This is a genomic window from Clostridium frigoris (assembly GCF_018861865.1).
Lineage (GTDB): Bacteria > Bacillota > Clostridia > Clostridiales > Clostridiaceae > Clostridium_AD > Clostridium_AD frigoris.
Genome location: NZ_JAHLDV010000040.1, coordinates 1 through 21,154 on the forward strand (window position 1 = coordinate 1; position 21,154 = coordinate 21,154).

Below are 21,154 nucleotides of genomic sequence, written 5' to 3' on the forward strand. Positions count from 1 at the left end.
GTGGTGCAAGTAAGACTCCTGGAAGACCACCAGGTTGATAGGTTAGAGGTGTAAGCATGGTAACATGTTCAGCTGACTAATACTAATAAGTCGAGGGCTTGACCAAGATAATATAAGTAACACAATTAATATTAATTTTGTGATATATTTCTCTTTCGTTAGAAAGAGATAAAAGCTTCGAGCGTAAGCGAGAAGATTAACTGTGCAATTTTCAGAGAATATTTATATTCTCATCTGGTGATTATGGCCTGAAGGTAACACCCGTTCCCATACCGAACACGAAGGTTAAGCTTCAATGCGCTGATGGTACTGCAGGGGTAACCTTGTGGAAGAGTAAGTTGTCGCCAGGTTATAAAAAAACACTAAGTTTATCTTAGTGTTTTTGTTTTGTCCTAATTTAAATGAAACTCGATTTTTAGAGGATATTTATATTCTCATCCGTTCCCATACCAAACAGGTCGGTTAAGCTTCAATGCAACCATGGTACTGCAGGGGTAACTTTGTGGAAGAGTAGGTTGTCGCCAGGTTATAAAAAAACACTAAGTTTACTTAGTGTTTTATTTGCGTTAATATATACTATATATATAATTTTATTAGGAGATGTATAATGGAGAATTTATCGAAAAAGTATATAGCTTATGTTGGAACCTATACTAGTAATGGAAGTCAAGGGATATATTCATATAATCTTGATATAAAATCAGGTCGTTTAGAACAAATAGGTGTATCTTCAAAAGTTGATAATCCAAGTTATTTGAATATTAGTCATGATAATAAATTTTTATATGCAGTTTTGGAGAATGAAGTTTTTAATGGTGAAGCTGGTGGGGCAGTTGCAGCTTTTCGAATTGATCAAAAAACTGGTGAAATAAAGTTATTAAATATTAAGGGTACTAAAGGAAAGGCACCTTGCAATGTTTGTATTGCTCGTGATAACAAATATGTTTTTGTAGCTAATTATAATGAAGGCACTGTATCTGTATTTCAGGTTAATGAGGATGGGAGTCTTGGATCTATATCAACAATTGTGGAACATGAAGGCTCCGGTCCAAATAAAATAAGGCAAACAAAACCTCATGTGCATTATGTAACACTAACTCCAGAAGAAAAGTATTTATGTGTCGTAGATCTTGGAATTGATAGCATTAAATTTTATGAGGTTGATAGGAAACATGGTAGTTTGATTATTAACGACAAATTATCATTAATAATCAAACCGGGTAGTGGTCCAAGGCATATGGAGTTTGATCCTAGTGGAAAAACTGCTTATATTATTACGGAACTTAGTTGCGAAGTTTTAGTAGTACAGTATTGTGTAGAGAAACAAACGTTTGATATAATACAGCATATTTCAACGCTACCTAAAGGATATGTAGGCGAAAATATTTGCGGAGCTATTCATATTTCACCAGATGGTAATTATCTTTATGCTTCTAATAGGGGAGATGATAGTTTAGCTATTTTTAAAATAGAAAAGACATCAGGCATACTAGAATTAGTTGGTCATTCAGCAACATATGGGGAGTGCCCAAGAGATTTTGGAATTGATCCTACAGGCAAGTTTATGTACGTTTTAAATCAGGATTCAGATACAATTGTAACTTTTAAAATTGTTTCTGAATCAGGGAAACTTGAAGTTTTAGCAGGAGATATTAAAATATTAAGTCCTGTTTGTATAAAGTTTATAAGTTTATAAACAATGAATTAGTATATTTTATTAACTTTATATCCTTCTTTATCTAATGCATTTATAATGGCATTAACATGATTATGACCATTTGTTTCTACAGTAATTTCAAGTTGAACTTGCATAAAGCGGTCATTAGTTTTAAATTGATTATGGTCTAGTTTAACTACATTAGCATTTGCGTTTGCTAGGATAGTTGATACTTTGACTAATTCTCCAGGTATATCTGACATTTCTAAACTGAAGCAGAAGAGGCGGCCCCTTGAAACTAAACCTTTATCTATCATTGAAGATATTGTAACAACGTCGATATTACCACCACTTAAAACGCAGGCCACTTTTTTACCTCGTTCTTTTATTTTCTTAAGTCCTGCAAATGATAAGGCGCCAGAAGCTTCTGCAATAAGTTTATGTTTTTCGAGTAGAAGAAGGAAGGATTCCATAATATCAAAGTCTGAAACCGTTACAATTTCATCTACATAATTTCTGATAATCTCAAAAGAAAGGTCTCCAGGTTTTTTTACAGCGACACCATCAGCTATAGTACAAACTGTTTTAAGGTGGACAACTTTTTTACAGTCAATAGAATCCTTCATTGCTTTTGCACCCTCAGGTTCTACACCTATTATCTTAATATTTGGATTGAGGGCCTTTGCTGCAAGTGCAATTCCTGCAATTAAGCCACCACCACCAACAGGAACAAGTATACAATCAATATCTTCAATTTCTTCTACGATTTCGCAGGCGATGGTAGCTTGTCCATACATTACATCCAAATTATCAAATGGATGTACAAAAACATAATTATGTTCTTTCTCTAATCTTTTTGCTTCTGTATAAGCTTCATCATAACAATCTCCAAATAAAACTACAGTTGCGCCATAGCTTTTAGTGGCTTCAACTTTAATAAGAGGGGTTGTTTTAGGCATTACTATGGTAGCTAAAATACCTAACTTTTCAGCAGAATATGCAACTCCTTGTGCATGATTTCCAGCAGATGATGCAATTACACCTCTTTCCCTTTCAGAAGATGTTAAGCTGCATAACTTATTATATGCCCCACGAAGTTTAAAGGCGCCAGTTATTTGTAAATTTTCAGGCTTAATATAAACGGAATTTCCAGATTCATTACTAAATACATCACTGTATATAAGGCCTGTTTTTAAAGTTACACCTTTTAAATTTTCCTGTGCCTTTTGAATCTCTAAAAGATGATGTTCTAATGTTTGATTTGATAATGATTTTAATGCTAAGTTTTGCATATATAAGCCTCCTAGATTTTTGGTATATTATGTTTTAATAAAAAAAACTCGCCCTTGGAAATAAATCCAAGGACGAGTGTTAATCGCGGTACCACCTTAATTGTATCTTAAAAAAAAGACACCTCTCTTTTCGGTTCGTTAAAACCTAAGCCTTTTATCGAGACTAACCGGCTTCCCCTACTTTGTTCGGGGAAGTAGCTCTGGAGTGATTTGTAACTTTTACTTAGTATCGATTCTCAGCGAACATCGACTCTCTGTAACTGAAGTTTGTAAAATTATACTCTCCATCAACGCATTTACAATATACTAATTTAAAAAGAAGCTTAACATTAAAATTCCCAAAAGTCAATAAAAATTAAATATTCTGTAATTTGAATATAGGATAGTATATAAAATCAATACAAAAAATAAACGATTGCATCTTACTTTTGATTAATCCATAACGTATGCTAAAAGTAAAATAATAATTGGTTTAAAGGGATTTACTATAGATGCATAGAATATAATAAAAGCTATAATATTTTAACACTATAGGGGGGAGACTTACTTGAAAAAAGTTTTAATTATCACAGTATCTTTAATATTTATATGTTTAAATATTTCTGTAACTGCAAGTGCATTAGAGGGTGAAGCGCCACTATCAACAACAAAAGAAACAGTGTCAAAAGCTGAGGTTAAGCAAGCAAATACATTAAAATTATTTGTAGAAACAAATGATACTGAGGCAGGACAAGTAAATAATTCTGATAATGTATTCTTCGACTCAAATGGGGGATTAGAGGTACCAGTTCAAATTGTTAAGTATAATGGAAAAGTAATTGCACCACAAGACCCAACTAAGTCAGGCTACACATTTGGAGGATGGTACAAAGATAATACTACATTTGTAAATCTATTTGATTTCACAAATACTTTAATAACCAAAGACACGACAATATTTGCTAAATGGACAATAAATAAATACACAATTTTATTTAACAGTCAAGGCGGAAGTTTAGTAAGTGATATAGGCGCCGATTATAACACTAGTATAACGGAACCTATATCTCCAACAAAGACAGGGTATATATTTGGTGGTTGGTACAAAGAAGCTAATTGTTTAAATGAATGGAATTTTACAACAAGTAAAGTGACATCTAATACATCGTTATATACAAAATGGATAGTTGCTTCACCACCAGCGACTCCTACAAATATTAAAACCATTATAATTAGCGCTACGAGTATTAAACTTACATGGAGTGCTACAAAAGGTGCAAGCGGTTATGAGGTATATAGAGCTACTTCTAGTAGTGGCGTTTATAGCCTATTAACAAAAACAACATCTTTATATTATACAAATTCAGGTTTAGTAACAGGTAAAACGTATTATTATAAAATAAGGTCATACCAAAATGTAGGAAAAACAATATTATATAGTAAATGGACTGTTGTAACTTCTAGAATGACTTCAAGTATTGTATATAATAGTTTAGTACAGCCAAATCCAGTATACGGAAAATATGCAGGATTAAAAGTAGAGATTAAAGATGAGAGTAGTAGTCGTTATTTAATTAGAAAAACTAATGGTTCTGAGTTGTGGGTAGCCTGTAACAAGGTCTCTGTATCAACCAATCCAGCTACTAATACAAAATACTTAACTAAGGATCAACTTCAAACTTATGTGAATGTTACTAGTAGTTTTATTAGCAATACTAAATACTTTACTTGGGTTGATTTGAATAGGCAAAGAGTTAATGTATTTACTGGATCAGCAAAGCATTGGACATTAGTAAAGTCATATTCATGTGCAACGGGAAATAATATAACGCCATCAAAGAGGGGAGTATTTACGATTCAAGATAAAGGGGCTTCATTCGTTGCAGGTAGCGGCACAATAGTAAAATATTGGACAAGGTATAGTGGAAATTATATGTTACATTCAATAATCTTAACTACCGGGGGAGCAGTCTGTGATTCAACGATAGGGAAAAGAGTTTCCCATGGATGTATCCGTATGCCGCTAGATATGGCTAAATGGTATTATAATACAATACCTAAAGGCTCATTAATATGGGTAAATTAAAGATAGGTAATTATTATATTATAAGTTGAAAAAGTTATATTAATTATATAAGGATTTGTTACAAATGTGATATGGCATTTGTAACAAATCCTTTATTCTTTTTCTAATCTTATATTTTAGTAGCACTTAGATTATAAGAGAATATACTGTTGGAAAATGCACTAATCTTAAAAAAAGGGGTATTAATATGACTAAAAGGCATTTATTATGTGTTCTTTTTATATGTATGATAATTTTAAGTGTATGTACTTTGAATAATAAAGTGGGAGCATCTGTAAAGTATCCTGTTACTCAGTCAAAAGCATATCAATATAATGATATATTAGTTCAAAATAATATTATCAAAACAAATGTAAAACAAGCTGTGTATAAGGCTGTATCTTATAACAATTCGTTAGAAAAAATTATAAATAGTAAGAATATTTGGAGTGCTACTCCTTATTTTATATGGATCGATACACATCATCAAAAGGTAAATATATTTAAGGGCTCTAATAAGAAATGGCATCTTGTTACATCAATGGTGTGTTCTACAGGCAAAGCAAGTACCCCTACAATAAGAGGTAATTTTAATGTGGGGATTAAAGGTAGTTATTTTATATCATCTGGTGGTGCCAGGTGTAAATACTATACTCAAATAAGGGGTAATTATTTATTCCACAGTGTCCTATATGACAAATTTGGGAACTACGTTATAGATAATACACTTGGAGTTCCTGTCTCTCACGGATGTGTAAGGTTATCTTTAAAAAATGCTAAATTCATTTATGATTATATTCCAGCTAAGACTTTTATTTGGAGCAACTAGGAGTATATATAATTTTTTTATACAATATCACATAAAAGTAAATAAATACTACAATTGCTTCCAATTTATGGTATAATACTTTGAGTGAGCAACTTAGTAGGAGGAACAAGATGAAATTACTTTGTAAATGTGGTAATGTTGAAGATATAAAAACCGATAAGAAAATTGAAAAGTACGAATTTAAAACGCGTAATGATGCTACTTTAATTTTAGTTTGTAAGAATTGTAACGAAGTGGTGTTTATAAATTAAAGAAAAGTTAATGAGGCTCTGGGGTATATCCTTGGAGCTTATTTTTCAGCTAATATACAAATGTTGGAAAGTGGTTTGAGTGTAAACATCAGGTTATTAGTACACATTAAAAATAATAGGAGATGTTAATATGAATTATTGGTGGATAAATGCTAACCCTCATGACGATAAAAATCCTTGGAGCTGGACTAAAAGCATAGATATTGGTCAGATGGAAGAATGGAATTCACAAAATGAACAAGGAGGGACTAGAAAATATTTTTCAAAGGTAAAAGTAGGTGATTTGGTTATTGGATATAACTCGGGAAAACAGAGGGAACTTGTTGCACTGGGTAAAATAACAGAAGAAAGACATTCAAATAAAAATGGAATACAGGTAATCGATGTAATAAAAACTAAAGATATTCAGTTCCCTATAAGTATTGAAGAAGTAAAGCAAAATGATATTCTTAAAGATAAGTTTTCAAATGGCATTAAAGTCCGAGGAACAATTATATCATTAACTAGAGAACAATATGATGAATTAGTAAAAATGATAGTATGAAAATAACATAAAAAATTTACATGGAATTTATATTTATATAAGCATCAGTGGCTATAACAATAGTTACTGGTGTTTATTTGTTTTAAATAACTAAGCTTTTAAATGGGGGGTGTTTTACTTGACATAAATTTCTGATTTATAACATAAGAATAGTGGAGGTGATATACATGTTTAGAACTATCGTATGTAGAAATTGTGATAATAACAAAGTAACTATCGAGAAAATTAGGCAGCAATTATACATAAAATGCTCTAACTGTGGGAGTATAATATTGCAAGTGATGCATTTAGAATATTGGGGTAAAAGCGATAAAAGTATATATAAGCTTAAAATTAACAATGGTAATGATAGGTTAATTGAAGCAGATAAAATTACAAAAAACATTGATAATGAAGAGGAGAAAATTTTAGATCAAAAGGAAACAAAAATACGATTTATGTATATAAAAGAATATGAATACATAAGGCAACTTGAGGAAGACGAATATATGGAAATATGTTATTTAAAAACACAAATAAATACACAAAATTAGAAATTTTTATATAAAATGGAGGGATAGTATATGTCAATTTATGATTTTAAAGCAATTACAATCGATGGGGATGAAGTATCTCTAGAACAGTACAGGGGAAAGGTGATTGTTATAGTTAATACAGCAAGTAAGTGTGGATTTACACCACAATACGAAGGCTTAGAGAAGCTTTATGAACAATATAAGGATACGGGTTTTGAAATACTAGGTTTCCCAAGCAATCAATTTGCTGGGCAAGAACCGAGTGAAAACATTGAAATACAAAATTTTTGTAAAAGAAATTATGGAGTAAGCTTCCAATTGTTTGAGAAGGGTGATGTAAGGGGCGAGAATATACTTCCACTCTTTAAATATCTTACAGAAAAAACAACTTTCAAAGGCTTTGATTTAAACCATCCTATTGGAAAAAAACTTAATGACATGTTTAAGGGAAAATTCACTGAATTTATGGAGGATAGTTCAATAAAATGGAACTTTACAAAATTTCTTATTGACAGTGATGGAAATATAGCTAACAGATATGAACCTACAATTGAACCATCAGGCATGGCAGTAGACATTGAAAAATTAATATCACAGTCTAAGGCAAAGCATATTCATAGTGTTGACAAGCTTGAAAATGAGTTAGGTGATAAAATGATGTACATTGGTGAAAATGATGAAGAAGTTTTAAATTGCGAAGGAGGACCTTGCAATTTTGTATATAATGAAGAAATTGATTAGTAAATTAGAATAAAATAGCTTGAGAAACAAATGGAGAAGTGAACTTGATTCACTTCTCTATTTGTTTGCTAATTTAAAATTAAACATGCTATAATAAATACAATATAAAACATTTATGTATATTATTACAGTTAACATAAATGTACAGATAATATATTGGAGGAGAATATGTATAAATTAATTTTAGTTGATGATGAAGAAGAAGTAAGAAATGGTATAACACAAAAAATAAATTGGGAGTTATATGGATTTAAACTAGTAGGTGAAGCTGAAAATGGAAGAGAAGCTTTAGAAATGGCAGAAATATTTACTCCAGATGTAGTTATAACAGACATCAAAATGCCATTTATGGATGGGCTTCAACTTTCTGAGGTTTTAAAGAAAAAATTTCCTACAATTAAGATAATAATTCTAACTGGATTTGATAAATTTGAATATGCACGAAATGCTGTAAAATTAAATGTTGTAGAGTATGCATTAAAGCCAGTTTCTTCAAAAGAATTGATTGAAGTACTTTTAAGAGTTAAATCTCAGATTGATGAGGAAATGCTAAAAAAAGAAGATATGGAAGTTCTTAAGGAATATTATATAAAGAGTTTGCCTATTTTGAAAGAAAAATTTCTTACATATTTAATTACTAGTAAGTTAAAAAAAGAGGAAATACAAGAAGAAGTTAAGAATTATAATATTAACTTAAATGGAAATAGATTTGTTGTAGCAGTTATAAATATAGACTACAAAATTACACATCAAAACTTGAAAATGGATAATAGTAATGAAACAGATTTGACCAAATTTGCAGTCTTTAATATAGTTGAAGAAATCGTTTACCGAAACCAGAGTGGTACTGTGTTTATATATAATAATATGATTGTATTAATTAGTCCATTTTTAGAAGAGGATAGGGATGTTATTTTTAATAAAATCCAATCTATACTTGAAGAGATAAGACAGAGTATAAAAAAGTATTTAGAATTTACTATTACAATAGGTCTGGGAACAATTGTGAATGAAGTATCAGGCATAGCTGATTCATATCAGAATGCTATTTATGCATTAGATTATAGATTTATAATGGGCAAAAATCGTATTATTTGGATAGAAGATATTGAACCAAGTAGTAAAGAAAAAATAGTCTTTGATGAAATTATGGAACACGATCTTAGAAGCTCAATTAAAGTAGGAACAGAAGCAGAAATTATTAAAACAATAGATAGTTTATTTTATCAACGTGTAGATATAAATGTTCCAATAAGACATTATCAAATATATTTATTAGAAATTCTCACAACTATAATTAAAACAGCTGAAAGTTTGAATGTAGATATGACATATATTTTTGGAGAAAATTACAATTTATTTGTAGAACTATATGGATTTAATGATTTGAATGAAGTAAAGAATTGGTTTGAACATATATCTATAAAAATAATGAATTACATTATAAAAGATAGGAAAGATAGTTGCACGCTTTTAGTTGAAAAAACTATGGCATATATAAATAAATTTTATAGTGATAGTAGTATAAATATTAATAGTATTTGTAGTTATTTATATATAAGTCCAACTTATTTTAGTTTTATTTTTAAAAGAGAAACAAAAATGACTTTTATAAATTATTTAACTAAGATTAGACTTGATGCTTCGAAGGACCTAATAAAAACCACAAAGATGAAATCTTTTGAAATAGCATACAAAGTAGGATATGCAGAACCAAATTATTTTAGTTATTGTTTTAAAAAGAAGTTTGGAATTTCTCCATCTGAGTATAGAAATAATTAATAGCTAAGAGGAGATGGAATTTTGAATAATAGGATTAAAAGATTTTTAAATAACCCAATTAAGACAGTAGTCTCTACCTTTAAAGTAAGAGGAATACAATTTATTATTACAATATCATTTACATTTATTACGGTATTTGCCATGCTTTTTGTTGGAATTTTAATTTATAATAAATTTTCAAGTTTGCTTGAGAATAATGCTACATTAAGTACAAAACAATTAGTTAATCAAGTTAATTCTAATATTGAGTATTATTTAAAAAGTACTAAGGAAGTATCTAACTTATTAGAAAAAAACATTTACCTAAATGAAAATATTCCCAATAGCAAGTTGCAAGACCAAATGAATGTAATACAAAATATTAGAGAAGATATCACAAGCGTAGCTGTATTTTCAGATAAAGGGGAACTTATAATTGAATCTCCTTCTTTAGTATTAAAAAACAAAGTAGATATTATAGATCAGGATTGGTTTAAATCGGCAATAAATAAATCGGATAACGTAAAGTTCTCACTACCACATGTACAAAATCTTTTTAATGGAAAACATGATTGGGTTGTTTCATTAAGTCGAGGTATATATTATTATAGAGGGGCTAAAAAAGTACGTGGAGTACTTTTGGTTGATATGAATTATAGCACAATAGGTCAGCTATGCCAAAATATATCAATAGGGAAAAGAGGTTATATTTATATTGTTGATTCTGACAATAATATAATATATCATCCACAACAACAACTAATTAACATTGGTTTAAAGTCTGAAAAACGTGAGGATTATTTAGGTAGTTATTTAGAAGATTCCGATGAAGGAAAAAAACTTGTTACAATTAAGACAGTTAATTATACAAATTGGAAAGTTGTAGCAGTAGCATATATGTCAGAAATATCTGATTTTAAAACAACAAGTGCAAATTTTATAGGTTGGATTTTCTTTGTTTGTATTATATTGATTATATTTATATTTGGGTTTATTTCGGCCAAAATATCACATCCAATAAAACAACTTGAGGAATCTATGAAAAGAGTAGAAGAAGGAGAGTTTAATATATACATTGATGTTAAAGGTGAAGATGAAGTGGAAAGATTAGCTACAGCATTTAATTTGATGATTTCTAAAGTAAGGCAACTTATGGGACAAATAGTAATAGAACAGGAAGCAAAAAGGAAAAGCGAATTAGATGCTTTGCAAGCGCAGATTAACCCACACTTTTTATATAATACATTAGACTCAATAGTGTGGATGGCTGAGAATGGGAAAACTGATGGTGTAATAACAATGGTAACTGCCCTTGCTAAACTATTTAGAATAAGTATAAGTAGGGGAAGAAATATTATTACAGTCCGTGAAGAAATAGAACATGCAAAAAATTACTTGATAATTCAAAAGATTAGATATAAAAATAAATTTAAATTTGAAATTATAACGCAAGAGGAAGTTTTAGAATATAAAACCACAAAGCTAATATTGCAACCTCTCATAGAAAATTCAATTTACCATGGTATTGAGTATATGGTAGATGAAGGGCTTATAAGAATATCTGTTTCCATTACTAATGGTAAATTGTTATATGAAGTATATGATAATGGGCTTGGAATTGATTCAGAAAAATTAAAGCACATACTTGAGTACAGAGTGAAAACAGATAGCGGTTCAGGTGTTGGGATTAAAAATGTACATGAGAGAATTCAGATAAGATATGGAATGGAATATGGGCTTGAAATACAAAGTGAAATTGAAGAGGGCACTACAATTAAAATATGGCTGCCTCTTATAAAAGAATAAGGAGGTTAGTTCGCATTATGTTTAAAAAAAATATTTTAATATATATTTTGATTTTTATACTTCTTATTTCACCATTTTTATTCGGGATTGTGAATTTAAGTACAAAAAATCATGATGAGCCTAAAAAAATATCATTAATATTAAAAACACAAAGTGGTGACTATTGGAAGAATGTCAGAATGGGTGCTGAAGTTGCCGCCAAAGAATTTAATGTAAAGGTAGACTTTACGTCAACAGGTGATGAAACTGATATTGATGGGCAGGTAGGACTTGTAAATGCTGCTATTCAAAGAAAAACAGATGCTTTAATATTGGCCTTAGGTGATAATAATAAAATTGTAAATGTAACTGAAAAAGCGGTAAGTAAAAAAATACATGTATTGGTCATAGATAATAAATTGAGTAGTAATAAAATCAATAGTTATATAGCTACAAATAATGTAAAAGCCGGAAAAATAGTAGGGGAAAAGCTTGTTTCTTTGTCTAATGTAAATTCGCGAATTGCAATTATTAATTTTACTAAAGATTCAAGTAATAATAAGGAAAGAGAAGATGGCTTAATGTCGATAATCTCAAAACACCCGGAAATGAAGGTTATATATAAGGCACCTGTCGATGCGGATTCAGAGAGTGCCTTGGTGCTTACAAAAAAACTTGTGTTAGGTAGTGAAAAAGTTAATTCAATAATAGCATTAAATTATATAAGTTCTATTGGAGTAGCACAAGCAATTGATGAATTGGGACTTGCTGGTAAAATAAATGTCATTACATTTGACAATACTCCAGAAGAAATAGAATATTTAGAAAAAGGAGTTATAGAAGCAATTGCTACTCAGAGTCCCTTCGGTATGGGGTATTTAGCTGTTAAGTATGCGGTTTTAAGTTTACAAGGAAAGAAAATTCCAAAGTATGTTGATACAGGTTTAGTAGTAATAGACAGGAGTAACATGTATTTACCCAAAAATCAAAAAATATTATTTCCATTTACTCAATAAATATATATAAATATATAGGGAGAATTCTAATGAAGAATATAAAAAAAATTATAATAGTTTTTACTATAATTATTGTATCAGTCGTTTTAATTAGGTATGTATATAATTATAGTAATAATTCAAATATCGGATATAAGGGTAGTCTTCCGAAAGTTGGTGCAGCTATTTACAAATATGATGATGAATTTATGTCTTATATACGAAATTCAATGGAAGATGCTTCATATGGGAAAATAGCATTAATTATGAATGATTCCCAAAATGATGAGAATATACAATTGATGCAAATAGATGAGATGATTTCAAAGGGAGTATGTGCTCTTGCAATAAACCTAGTTAATCCAAAAGCTGCACAAATTGTAATTGATAAAGCAAAAGCGTGGGACTTACCAGTTATATTTTTTAACAAGGAACCTGACGCATCAGTGTTAAACAGCTATAATAAAGCATGGTTTGTTGGAACAGATTCAAAGGAATCTGGAATTTTACAAGGGAAAATGATAGTTGATCTTTGGAATCAGAATAAGAGTAAATGGGATAAAAATCACGATGGCAAGATATCATATGTTTTACTTAAAGGGGAACCTGGACATCCCGATGCAAAGGCCCGTAGTAAATACGCTTTAGATGAAATTAGAAAGGCAGGTATTCCTGTAGAGAAGCTTGATGAGGCAACTGCAATGTGGGATGCGGCAAAAGCAAAAGAAAAGATGGATGGATGGATATCAAAATACAATAATAAGATAGAATTTGTAATTTCTAATAATGATGTTATGGCGCTGGGGGCTATAGACTCTTTAGAAAAAAATGGATATTTATCTGGTAATAAATTTATACCCGTAGTTGGAATAGATGCCATTCCAGATGCTATAAAAAAGATAAAAGAAGGAAAAATGGTGGGGACGATATTAAATGATGCTAACATTCAAGGTAAAGCAATAATTGATTTAGTTACAAATGCAGCAAAAGGTAAAAATGTTTTTAACGGAACCTCTTGGAGGGGCAATAGTGATAAGTCTGTACGTATTCATTATGTTATCATAATTAAGGATAATATTGATGAAGCAGAGCAGGCTTATAAATAACAACTTGATACCAATAAATGTAAAAATAACGTGGAATTTTAATATGTCATAGTAGCATTTTGTATTAATATTAAATGTTTTTGATGGTATTATTAAGCCAGGTTAACGTTTACATTTAAAAATCGGGGGGGAAAATTCATGAAAAAAGCAATTACAATGATTCTAGTATCAGCAATGGTTACTTCAATGTTAGCAGGATGTTCAACTAGTAAAACTGCAACAACAACTACTACAAGCAGTGATGTTAAAAGTGTGTCAATAGGATGTACAATTTACAAATTTGATGATACCTTCATGACTGGTGTCCGTAATTCAATATCTGCAGCTGCAACTACTGCTAAAGCAAAGGTGGAAATTGTTGATAGTACGAATTCATCTGCAGTTCAAAATGATAAAATAGATTTGTTTATTACTAAAAAAGTAAATTCATTGGAAATTAATCCAGTTGATTCTGCATCTGCAGGTGCGATCATTACTAAGGCAAAGACTGCTAACATTCCAGTAGTATTCTTTAATCGTATGCCTTCAACTTCTGATATGAATACTTGGGATAAGGTTTACTATGTAGGAGCAAAACCTGAACAGTCTGGAATAATGCAAGGAAAGATATTGGCTGCATATTGGAAAGCAAATCCAAAAGCAGACACGAATAAAGATGGAATTATGGATTATGTTATGATTACTGGTGAACCAGGACATCCAGATGCTATTGCTAGAACTAAAGCTTCAATTGGTGAAATAGTTAAAGAAGGAATAAAAGTTCATATGGTAGCTACAGATACTGGTATGTGGGATCGTGTTAAAGCACAAGATAAAATGCAATCTATTTTAGCTGCGCAAGGTAATAAAGTTGAAGCAGTTCTTGCTAATAACGATGACATGGCTCTTGGTGCAATATCTGCATTAAAGGCTGCTGGATACTTTAAAGGTACTAAATATATGCCTGTTGTGGGTGTTGATGCTACAGCTCCAGGAATTGCAGCTTTAGCTGATGGATCTATGCTTGGAACAGTATTAAATGATGCTAAAAATCAAGGAATTGCTACATTTAATATTTCAAAATTACTAGCTGAAGGTAAAGTGCCAACCACTGCTAATGCTGGATATACATTAACAGATAAAAAATATGTATGGATAGATTACAAACAAATAACTAAAGAAAATATGAGCGATGCTAAATAAGCTTATATACTTATAAATTATTAAATATTTTAAAATTGACTAAAGTGCAATAGAAAGTTTATTGTACTTTGGTTTATTAATGAGATTAGCTATTTTAAGGTATATAGGGGGCGAAAAAATTATGGAAGATAATTATTTGTTAGAATTAAATAATATATCCAAAGAGTTTCCCGGTGTTAAGGCATTAGATGATGTAACACTTAAGGTACGGGCTGGAAAAGTACATGCACTAATGGGTGAAAATGGTGCTGGTAAATCTACACTTATGAAATGTATTTTTGGTATATACACGCAGGATTCAGGACAAATATTATTAAATGGCCAAAATGTTGTAACAAATAGTTCAAAGGATGCTCTAAATCTTGGAATTGCAATGATTCATCAGGAAATTCATCCTGTTAAATTTAGAAATGTAATGGAAAATATGTGGCTTGGACGTTTGCCAATGCATGGAATTGGACCTTTTCAATTAGTAGATGAGAAAAAAATGTACAAAGATACTAAAGAACTTTTTAAAAAGCTTGGACTTGATATCAATCCGAATACAATAGTGGAAAATTTATCGGTTTCTACAGTTCAACAGATGGAAATAGCAAAAGCGGTCTCTTATAATGCAAAAGTTATAATTATGGATGAGCCTACATCATCTCTTACCGAAACTGAAGTAGGTCATTTGTTTAGAATAATTCGTGATTTACAAAAGACTGGTGTTGCAGTGATTTACATATCCCATAAGATGGAAGAAATTCTTCAAATTTCAGATGAAGTATCTGTAATGAGAGATGGAAAGATGATCGGTACCTGGGAAGCTAAGGACCTAACTATTGATATGATTATTAAAAAGATGGTTGGACGTGATCTAACTAATAGATTTCCAGAAAGGAAAAATGTACCTGAAGAAGAAGTTTTAAGGGTTGAAAAATTCACTTCACCATTTCCAAGATCTTTTAAAGATGTTTCTTTTAATTTAAGAAAGGGAGAAGTACTTGGTGTAGGTGGACTTGTTGGAGCTCAAAGAACAGAAATTATGGAAGCAATTTTTGGCCTTAGAAGTTTGGAGTCAGGCAAAATTTTTATAAATGATAAAGAAGTTAGAATTAAGTCGCCAATGGATGCAAAGAAGCATAACATGGCTCTACTTACAGAGGAACGTCGTGCAACTGGTATATTTCCAGTACTATCAATTTTGGAGAATATTGTTGTAGCAAATCAGTCAAAATATTTAAATCCTATAGGCATTTTGACTGATAAGAGCCGCAAAGAAGATTCAAATAAGAGCATAAAGCAGTTAAATATTAAAACACCTTCGTTTAAAGAACTTATACAAAATTTATCTGGTGGTAACCAGCAGAAGGTTTTACTCGCAAGATGGCTTCTTACAGTTCCGGAGATACTAATTCTTGATGAACCAACACGTGGTATTGACGTTGGTGCAAAATTTGAAATTTATACAATTATTACGGAACTTGCAAATCAGGGCAAAAGTATTATAATGATATCCTCTGAAATGCCTGAACTTTTAGGCATGTCTGACAGAATAATGGTAATGTGTGAGGGACATCTTTCAGGTATTATTGATGGAAAAGAGGCTACAGAGGAAGCAGTAATGGGACTTGCTAGCAAGTATATGTAATAGTTAGGGGGGGAAGGTAAATGGAAATAAGTAAAAAGAAAAATATAGGTGCTTTTTTCAAACAAAACGCTATATATGTTGTTTTAGTAGTATTAATAATAGGAATTGCTGTAAAGGATCCACGATTTATTTCATTTAGTACATTTCGTGATATATTGATTCAAAGTTCAACAAGAGTCATAATTGCACTTGGAGCATGTTTTGCTATTTTAACAGCGGGTGCTGATCTTTCAGCAGGACGTGTGGTAGGGCTTGCAGCAGTTATATCTGCATCAATGATTCAAGCTGCTGATTATACAAGTAAATTTTATCCGAATTTAGGCCATTTGCCTATGGTAGTTCCTATTTTAGCAGGTATTTTAGCTGGAGGTATAGTTGGTCTTTTAAATGGTTTTATTGTATCGAAGTTTGAGGTACCACCATTTATAGCAACCCTTGGAACGATGGTTATTGTTTATGGAGCAAACTCAATTTATTTTGATCTTCCTCCTAATAAGTCACAGCCTATAGGGGGTCTAAGGGCAGATTTTTCTGCACTTGGAACAGGATCATTATGGGGAATTCCATATGTAATAATTATAGCGGCTATAGTTACACTAATAATATATGTAGTTTTAAATAAGACAAAGCTTGGTAAAGATGTATACGCTATAGGTGGGAATAGAGAAGCTGCAATTGTTTCAGGTATTAATGTGAAAAAATGTTTATTAATAATATATGTTATAGCAGGTGTTCTTTATGGTATAGCAGGTGTTCTTGAAGCGGCAAGGACTGGAGGAGCTACAAACAATTATGGTAACGGTTACGAATTAGATGCAATTGCGGCCTGTGTTGTTGGTGGTTGGTCAGTAGCTGGTGGTGTTGGTACAGTACCAGGTATTGTAGTAGGTGTACTTATATTTAGCGTTATTAATTACGGACTAACATTTATAGGCATTAATCCATATTGGCAACAAATAATAAAAGGTTTAATTATAGTATCAGCAGTAGCAGTCGATATAAGAAAATATATTCGTAAAAAATAAAGAAATTTTATTACTGATTATACTTATATAAAAGTAAAATTAAAAATAAGGAATAGTATATTTCTATACAAGAAATATACTATTCCTTATTTTAGCCTAAATGTTGGACAAGTTGCAATTGATGCTTTATCATATAGTTATAATATAAAAAATTATAAAATAAGAACTAAAGAGGAGCATACAACATGAAAAAAGTTATATTCTTTGACATAGATGGTACATTAATTGATTGTACAAGAGGCATTACAGAGATTACTAAAGGCGTTGAAAAATCTATTAGAGAATTACAAGCGCAGGGTAATTACATCTTTATTGCAACGGGTCGACCATATGCGTTTATAAGTGAAGAGCTGTTGAAATTTGGGTTTGACGGTTTTGTGTTTACTAATGGGGCACAAGTAGTAGTTAGAGAAGAATTAATTTACAAACAAGCAATTAAGAAAGATGTTGTAAAAGAAATAATAAATAATTTTGAAAAATTTAATATTGAGTATATATTAGAAGGTGAAAAATATTCATATATGAAGAGTGAATTTGAAGAGTTATATGAGTATTATGATAGTTTTGGTATATCAAGTAAGTACATAAAGAGTGATTATAATATAAATGATATTAACATTTACAAAATGGAGATGTTATGCAAAAGTAAAGAGGCAGAAGAGTATTGTTTATCACTACAGGAGAATGGATTTGATTGTAATCATAATATATCAAGTAATATCTTTGAAGTTTATTCTAGCATGGAAACAAAAGCATCTGGAATAATGCAAGTACTCAATCATTTAAATATCCCTATAGAAAACAGTTATGCATTTGGGGATGGTATAAATGATGTAGAAATGTTAGAAGTTGTTGGATGTGGTATTGCTATGGGAAATGCAAGCCTCGAAGTTAAAAGCCACGCTAAAAAGGTAACAGACGATGTTGCACGTGATGGGATAACAGTAGGAATAGAAAAATTTATAAATTAGGTTTCTCTATATAACTCATTAAGTATTTATTATAGAATTCAAGCACAGCTCTTGTTATGGGCTGTGCTTGAATTTCTTTATGTTTACTTATGAAAAGTATACAAAACATCTTTATATTTTAATTTAATATACTGAGTAAAAGAGGAACATATGTATTTTATGTAGAATACATATACATAACTTGAAATAAAAAGTAGAAAAACACATAAAAAGTAATCGGCTTTGGAGTAAACAATGTATATAATTTTTTCGTTAGGAGTTAATTCATATATGACCTATAATAAATACATAAAACATTCTATTTTCTTAATATCTTTTATTATATTTTTTCTTTTTTTACCAAGTCCTGTTTATGCAGAGAATACAGCTCAGAAAAATGTACTGATTTTAAATTCATATGGAGATAATAGGAGTATTACTGCTGGGAATCAATCAATAGACTGGACTGGTCAAATTACATCTGCAATAAATTCAGAGTTTATAAATAGTAAAAAAAATATAGATGTTAAAATTCAATATCTGGACACAGGTTATAATTTTGAAGAAGGGTATTCTCAGATAGCCTATAAATTATTTAAATATAAATTCAGAAACACCAAATTTGATGTTGTAATTACTTTAGATGATAACGCATTTGAATTTTTACAGAAATATGGAGATGACTTGTTTCCGAGTACTCCAGTTGTATTTTGTGGAGTGTATAACTTTAATAAGGCTATGATTAGTAAACATCCTCTTTTTACAGGACTTTCAAAAAGTCAGGATGTTCAAAGGACTATTGATGTTGGTTTAAAACTTCATCCTAGTACAAAGCAAATATTTATAATTACAAATAAAAACTCAAGAGGAATAATAGCTAAAAATCTTATAGAAGATTTAGTACCTTTATATAAGGATAAAGTTAAGTTTTTATTTTGTGACGAAGAGAATATTACAAAACTTAAAGAAAAAGTAGATAATTTACCTAAAGATACTATTATTTATTTCGATTCTAGTGGAACAACTAAAAATAATAATGGTAATGATATTTCAATTGAGGAAACTGTAAATATTATTTTTAAAGATATAAATATACCTATATATTCTACTGGGTATATACAGAGTAACAAACAAAGTGTTGGAGGAGTTGTTACATATGGTAATGAATTAGGAAAAGAAGTAGGTAAAATAGCTTTAAAAATATTGAATGGTACAAAAGTTTCTGATATACCTGTTACTGAGGATTCATCTCATAGATATGTATTTAATTATGATAAATTAAAACAATTTAGTATTGATATGAAAGATTTACCTAAAGGATCAAAGATAGTCAATAAACCTTATAATTCTTATAATATGTCTAAAAGACAAATTATATATGTTATATCCATTGTTATATTTATAATTATAGGAGCAATAATCTTTGTGATGATTAATATAAATAAACGAAGGCATGCTGAAAGATTGTTATCTGAAAGTGAGAGTTTGTTAAATACATTAATAAATTCTACCACCAATATAATTTACTTTAAAAGTGCACAAGGTAAGTTTCTTGATATGAATAATGCAATTTTAACATTATTAAATATCGATAAAAAAGATTGTAAAAATAGAAATATCGATGAATTAACTAATATATCAGTTGAGGCAAAAGATGTATTAGAAAGTTGGTCAAATAAGGATGAAGAGGCATTAAAAACAGGCACTGTATTTAGGAGCGAAGAAGTAGTGCAAGATGAAAGAGAGAATATTAATAAAATTTATGATACATTAAGAATACCTTTATTTAATGATGATGGAACTTATAAAGGGTTGATTTTGTTAGGGTTTAATATAACCGATTATAAGGATAATGAACAAAATGAAAAGATGATTATAGAACTTATGAATTATGATAAATTAAAAACAAACTTTTTCTCGAATATCTCTCATGAACTTAGAACACCTCTAAATTTAATTTTTAGTGTTCTTCAAGTTGTTGAATTAAAAAATAGTTCAGTTAAAGAAGAAAATAAAAATATAGAAAAATATACAGGTATAATGAAACAAAATTGCTATAGGTTACTTAGAATAATTGGTAATCTTATAGATATAACAAAAATTGATTCGGGTCATTTTTTTATACAAATGCAAAATAATGATATAGTTAATGTAGTAGAAAACATTGTATCATCAATCGTTGATTATGTAGAAAATAAAAATATTTCTATTGTTTTTGATACAGAAATAGAAGAAAGAGTTATGGCTTTTGATGAAGAGGCGTTGGAAAGAATAATACTCAATTTATTATCAAATTCTATAAAATTTACTCATAGTGGTGGGAAAATAGAAGTTAATATATACAATAAGTTAAACAGTGTAGTTATATCTGTTAAAGACACCGGAATAGGAATACCTATTGAAAAACAATCCTCTATATTTGAAAAATTTATTCAAGTAGATAAGTCATTATCTAGAAACAGAGAGGGAAGTGGAATAGGTCTTTCATTAGTTAAGGAGTTAGTAGTTATTCATAATGGTACCATTGAATTAGAAAGTACTCTAGATAAGGGAAGTGAATTTAGAGTTGAGATTCCTGTGAAACTGCTACCTGAAGATGAAAAACTTGATGAAAGCAGTATTTATACAAAAGCAAACAAAGAAGAACGAATTAAAATCGAACTTTCTGATATATATGATTAAATCATCTCCTGCGGAGCTGAAAATTAACAACTTTGGAAGCAGATTTAGACTGCCACCAAAGCAATTTTACTGGGCTAGACAACTGCCACTTATAGAAGATGGCAGACTTGAAGCTTCCAAAATGTTGTTAAAAAAGTAAAGCAAAAGGAATAGTAAAGAGAT

At 30.1% G+C, this 21,154-nt stretch carries 16 protein-coding genes, 2 rRNA genes, 1 pseudogene and 1 other annotated feature; of the genes and pseudogenes, 18 read left to right on the forward strand and 1 reads right to left on the reverse strand.

Annotated elements, in window-relative coordinates; all coding sequences use genetic code 11:
- The 3 genes from KPL37_RS14340 to KPL37_RS14350 all read left to right on the forward strand — a co-directional run.
- A 23S ribosomal RNA gene (locus KPL37_RS14340) occupies window positions 1-106 on the forward strand; the annotation flags it as partial.
- 127 nt (window positions 107-233) lie between these two features.
- Window positions 234-350 (forward strand): 5S ribosomal RNA (rrf, locus tag KPL37_RS14345).
- Window positions 351-607: 257 nt separating this feature from the next.
- Entirely contained in the window at window positions 608-1,696 is a 1,089-nt protein-coding gene (locus KPL37_RS14350) for a lactonase family protein (RefSeq protein ID WP_216150455.1), read from the forward strand.
- Window positions 1,697-1,704: 8 nt separating this feature from the next.
- Here KPL37_RS14350 and ilvA read toward each other — a convergent pair whose 3' ends face one another.
- A complete protein-coding gene (gene ilvA / locus KPL37_RS14355; RefSeq protein WP_216150457.1) occupies window positions 1,705-2,949 on the reverse strand; it encodes a threonine ammonia-lyase in 1,245 nt (414 codons plus the stop codon).
- 65 nt (window positions 2,950-3,014) lie between these two features.
- Window positions 3,015-3,249, reverse strand: a binding site (T-box leader).
- 247 nt (window positions 3,250-3,496) lie between these two features.
- Between ilvA and KPL37_RS14360 the strand changes: the two genes are divergently transcribed.
- The 15 genes and pseudogenes from KPL37_RS14360 (at window position 3,497) to KPL37_RS14430 (ending at window position 20,992) form a co-directional block, all read left to right on the forward strand.
- Window positions 3,497-5,014: an InlB B-repeat-containing protein gene (locus KPL37_RS14360; RefSeq protein WP_216150459.1), complete on the forward strand. Its 1,518-nt coding sequence runs from the start codon at window positions 3,497-3,499 to the stop codon at window positions 5,012-5,014.
- 250 nt (window positions 5,015-5,264) lie between these two features.
- On the forward strand, window positions 5,265-5,822 hold the full coding sequence (locus KPL37_RS14365) for a L,D-transpeptidase (RefSeq protein ID WP_246578301.1): 558 nt from the start codon (window positions 5,265-5,267) through the stop codon (window positions 5,820-5,822).
- Between the two features lie 110 nt (window positions 5,823-5,932).
- Window positions 5,933-6,073 (forward strand): hypothetical protein, encoded by a 141-nt coding sequence (locus KPL37_RS14370; protein WP_216150460.1) that lies wholly within the window; start codon window positions 5,933-5,935, stop codon window positions 6,071-6,073.
- A 130-nt stretch (window positions 6,074-6,203) separates the two neighbouring features.
- The gene (locus KPL37_RS14375) at window positions 6,204-6,617 is read left to right on the forward strand and encodes an EVE domain-containing protein (protein WP_216150462.1); all 414 of its coding nucleotides are present in this window, start codon (window positions 6,204-6,206) and stop codon (window positions 6,615-6,617) included.
- Between the two features lie 167 nt (window positions 6,618-6,784).
- The gene (locus KPL37_RS14380) at window positions 6,785-7,150 is read left to right on the forward strand and encodes a hypothetical protein (protein WP_216150464.1); all 366 of its coding nucleotides are present in this window, start codon (window positions 6,785-6,787) and stop codon (window positions 7,148-7,150) included.
- A gap of 30 nt (window positions 7,151-7,180) precedes the next feature.
- Window positions 7,181-7,723, forward strand: a pseudogene (locus KPL37_RS14385) (glutathione peroxidase); the annotation flags it as partial.
- Window positions 7,724-8,041: 318 nt separating this feature from the next.
- Window positions 8,042-9,655 (forward strand): response regulator, encoded by a 1,614-nt coding sequence (locus tag KPL37_RS14390; RefSeq protein ID WP_216150467.1) that lies wholly within the window; start codon window positions 8,042-8,044, stop codon window positions 9,653-9,655.
- A gap of 21 nt (window positions 9,656-9,676) precedes the next feature.
- On the forward strand, window positions 9,677-11,440 hold the full coding sequence (locus KPL37_RS14395) for a sensor histidine kinase (RefSeq protein WP_246578302.1): 1,764 nt from the start codon (window positions 9,677-9,679) through the stop codon (window positions 11,438-11,440).
- Between the two features lie 17 nt (window positions 11,441-11,457).
- Window positions 11,458-12,435, forward strand: coding sequence for a substrate-binding domain-containing protein (locus KPL37_RS14400; protein ID WP_216150468.1), 978 nt, complete (start codon window positions 11,458-11,460; stop codon window positions 12,433-12,435).
- Between the two features lie 29 nt (window positions 12,436-12,464).
- A complete protein-coding gene (locus tag KPL37_RS14405; protein ID WP_216150469.1) occupies window positions 12,465-13,520 on the forward strand; it encodes a galactose ABC transporter substrate-binding protein in 1,056 nt (351 codons plus the stop codon).
- Between the two features lie 138 nt (window positions 13,521-13,658).
- Window positions 13,659-14,702 (forward strand): galactose ABC transporter substrate-binding protein, encoded by a 1,044-nt coding sequence (locus tag KPL37_RS14410; RefSeq protein ID WP_216150470.1) that lies wholly within the window; start codon window positions 13,659-13,661, stop codon window positions 14,700-14,702.
- Between the two features lie 121 nt (window positions 14,703-14,823).
- Window positions 14,824-16,335 (forward strand): sugar ABC transporter ATP-binding protein, encoded by a 1,512-nt coding sequence (locus KPL37_RS14415; protein ID WP_216150471.1) that lies wholly within the window; start codon window positions 14,824-14,826, stop codon window positions 16,333-16,335.
- A gap of 20 nt (window positions 16,336-16,355) precedes the next feature.
- Window positions 16,356-17,360, forward strand: a complete 1,005-nt coding sequence (gene mglC, locus KPL37_RS14420) for a galactose/methyl galactoside ABC transporter permease MglC (protein ID WP_216150472.1) — start codon at window positions 16,356-16,358, stop codon at window positions 17,358-17,360.
- Window positions 17,361-17,545: 185 nt separating this feature from the next.
- Window positions 17,546-18,331 carry an HAD family hydrolase gene (locus KPL37_RS14425; protein WP_216150473.1) on the forward strand — a complete coding sequence of 262 codons (786 nt, stop codon included), beginning with the start codon at window positions 17,546-17,548 and terminating at the stop codon, window positions 18,329-18,331.
- 270 nt (window positions 18,332-18,601) lie between these two features.
- Complete coding sequence (locus KPL37_RS14430; protein ID WP_216150475.1) at window positions 18,602-20,992, forward strand: sensor histidine kinase; 2,391 nt, start codon at window positions 18,602-18,604, stop codon at window positions 20,990-20,992.
- Window positions 20,993-21,154: the final 162 nt, after the last annotated feature.